This window comes from Bartonella sp. AC158YNML, from assembly GCF_042196725.1.
GTDB lineage: Bacteria > Pseudomonadota > Alphaproteobacteria > Rhizobiales > Rhizobiaceae > Bartonella.
In genome coordinates this window covers 1-3,770 of the sequence record NZ_JBHIQU010000044.1, presented here as the reverse complement: position 1 = coordinate 3,770, position 3,770 = coordinate 1, and the positions used below count along the sequence as shown (strand labels likewise).

The window sequence follows — 3,770 nt, the reverse complement described above, 5'->3', positions numbered from 1 at the left end:
CATTCAAGAGCGGGTTTACCATTGACGATATACTTATAAGCTTCAAGAGGGATATCTGTTATTGTGATATTGCTATTATAAAAAACAGTCGATTTATCCTTTTCCTTACTATTCTTAATTTTTGCGAATTTCATTTCAGTCACATAATAAAACTTTTCGGGATTAGAGATCTCTGTCTGTTTTGGATTACCCTTTTTAAAGGTCACTGGATACGGCTCTACATCTTCATAATTCACATGCAAATGACCCAATTCACGCCCTGCTGTTACAAATTTCCAAAAATCATCAGCACTCTTTACACATGGGATACGAGGTAATTCTTTGCATAAATTATCAGCATAACGAGAGCGATAATCTTCTGAATGAAGTAGACCGTAAACATAATAGAATAGATCATCTTTTGTTATGGTTTCATTAGGATAAGCGGCTTTAAAATATGCTAGTCCTTCATCCGTAATGGCATCACGTCTCTGTAAACCAGATGTTGTGTTTTTCTCTGTAGAATTTGTAAATAAATGGGATTGTTTCCCACTTTTACTTTTTGAAACCGTAGTGTCTTCGTAAATATAACGTGGAAAGCATTGACCTTTTTCTATTGCATCTAAACTAGGTAAGGCTTTATTCATCAATACAGAAAATCTTCTTGCTCCTACACCAGTAACTTGTATTACTTTATTCTCTGCTGCTTGCCCTATAGGGAATATCCACGGCATTTGGTAAACCATATCGTTGAAAATGCGATTATAATAGAGCCATTGCTGTATAAAAGGACGATATAAACTTTGCGTAAGATATGCATTTTTAAAATCAAAAAACTTACCTTTTGCCAACTCTTGTTTAAGTGCACGACTCCAACTAATTTTTCTTTCATCTGAATTTACAAAATCATTTACAGCATTAGTACGTATTTTACGGTCGGTGTGTGCATAAGTATTATTAAAACGTTCTACTTCGCTATTATAGAAGGCAATCATATTACTCATGTTTTTTGATAAAACACTACGGCTTGAGTTATATACCCATGCATCACGACTCGTCATAATACCACGAGAATAAGTTTCAAATAGCTTTTTATCATGCTCTTTTTTAACACCTAGAGCCAGGAATGTCTTGAAACTATCATCACGTTGATTGATCCAATCACCGTGCTTGTCTGGTGTAATTATTTTCCAACCGCTTTCACGCGTAACACCACTAATACTACCAAAGTATTCAAGAGTAGTAAGTTTTTCTTTTGTTGTGAGATTATCACCAATGTCGTGATAGTAAATTTTACAAGATCCAAAAGCATTGGGATTTTTTATAAATAAGGTCACGGCAATACCGGTCATACTACCATTGCCAAAAACATTTTCTCCTTCTTGAGAAGTCTCTTTATTCGTCATATTTTTGCGAATATCTCCTCGCAAATTGAGCACATAAATACTGCTAAATTCCTTAACAAAACACTTTCTTAAACTCGTCATAGAATTTGCATCTAAAAAACTTCCATTTGTGACAAAGCCGATTACCCCAGCATTATCAATACGGTCACTCGCCCAACGAATAGCGCGTATATAGCTATCATAAAGTGCTCGTATATTTGTTACTTTAGATTGAGCAGCATAGGTTTCACGAATGCGGTCATCTAATATCGGATAAGGTGTATTCTTTGCATTATCGTTTTCGCTTTTTTGTCCTACCGAATAAGGAGGATTACCAAAAATAACTTTGATATCTAGTTTCTTTTGATGTTCCAAATATTCACTGTTTTCTTTAAATAATTTTTGCAGCAGGTTCTTCTCTTCAAGCATCCGAAACGTATCAGTCAAACCAATATGTTTGAAAGGAATGTAATCACCTTTCATGATACTATGATACGTCGATTCAATATTAATCGCTGCTATGTAATAGGCAAGCAAAACAATCTCATTGGCATGGATATCATGACGGAATTTATATTCCATATCCTCTGGTTTGATGAGATTGGATTGTAAAAGCCGTGTGATAAAGGTACCCGTTCCAGTGAAAGGGTCAAGAATAGACACACCCCGTGACCCCAAGCTTTTTCCAAATTCATTCCGCAACACATCATCAACAGAATGAATGATAAAATCAACAACCTCAATGGGTGTATAAACAATCCCAAGCCTATCAGTGGTTTTCTTAAATGCCTTGGTAAAAAAATCTTCATAAAGCTTGATAATAAGGTTTTGTCTTGCTTGGGGGGAGGTAATCCCAGAGGCACGGAATTTCACACTGTCATAAAACTCTTGTAACTCTTTTGATACTTGCTTGATATTGGTTTTATCCAACTCAGCTAAAATCTTTTCCATGGCTTGCGAAATGGCATTGTTTTGTACAAATTCATTGCCCTCAAACAAGGCTTCAAATACGGGACGCGTAACAAGATGTTGTGCTAACATCTCAAGCGCTTCCTCTTGTTTTATTTCACTGTTTAAGTTGTTTTTGAGTTCTTTGTGAAAGCTCTCAAAAGCATGAAACGCTTCACTGGTTTCATCAGAAAGTATATCTTTAAGACGATTGATATGGTTTTGAGCAATTTCAGCAACATTGCCAGCCCAAATGCCCCAGTAATCGGCAAGGGTAAATTTCTTAGCCAAAAGGGTTTTAAGGGCATTGGGAAACTCTTTATAAAAGGGTAATCTTCCTGTAACACTATGAATGTATTTTTGTGGTTCATAGGCTGCTTTTCCAATCTCAAGCCCCGCGCTTTCTGGTTTCTCATAAACATAGATTTTATCTTCAACCGTGGTCATACTCTTTAAGGCAACAATCTCTAAAGTATGACTGACGTCTTGATCTAAAATCATCTGGTTAAGAGTTACTTCAAAGTTTTCATCATGGGAAAGCAAAGCATTGATCACTTGCCAGACAACACTGTATCTCTTGTTGTATTTTAAAGCCTCTTCAGCAGAAATCCCAGCCGGCACCCCAACGGGTAAAATGATATAGCCTCTTTTCTTGCCTTTGGCACGGCGCATGATACGCCCCACCGCCTGTATCACATCCACTTGGCTTTTGCGCGGGTGTAAAAACATAATGGCATCAAGAGCAGGGACATCCACCCCTTCAGAAAGACATCTTACATTGGTCAGCACACGACAAGTATTTTCCCCCGCATCTTCCTTTAACCAATCAAGGGCTTCATTGCGTTTCTTGGCACTTTGTGTTCCATCAATATGAGCAAAGGTACACTGAAGAGGCGGCGTCTCTTTATAGAGCTTATGAAGATTATATAATTCTTTCTGTATTTCTGGAGAATTGAAGGTATCACGGATACGTTCAGAAGTCTTAATATCTCTACAAAAAGCCAAAGCCCGACGCATAGGGTTAGGGTCATCACTCAGATCAACTTTTAGATCTATTTTGCTAAGAGCTTGATAACAGCCGATGATCTTGGTTTTATCATCAAGAGTAAGTTCATAATTCTCATCGGTCATCAGATGTTGAATGGATTCACTCACTTCCTCTTCATTAACACCCAAGATAATAATCTTATAAGGAACTAAGAGTTCATTCTTAACGGCTTTTGAGAATGTGTAAGTGTAAAGCTCTTTTCCATAGAGGGCTTCATCATCCATAGACGCTAAAATGCCATTCATTTCATGGGCTTGTTTTTTAGCACTATCAGCAAAGATCTTGGGCGTTGCTGTCATATACAGACGTTTTTTACCCCGAATGATGCTATTGTCATGAACCTTGATAAATTCAGATTCATGCTTGTCTGTTCCCAATACAACCCCAGTCGTACGGTGTGCTTCATCACA

Annotated in this window: 1 protein-coding gene; it reads right to left on the bottom strand. The window is 37.2% G+C overall.

The features are described 5' to 3' along the window. Positions 1 to 3,770: type ISP restriction/modification enzyme (locus ACFIM1_RS08985; RefSeq protein WP_375694654.1), on the bottom strand; the 3,770-nt coding region annotated here is incomplete at both ends.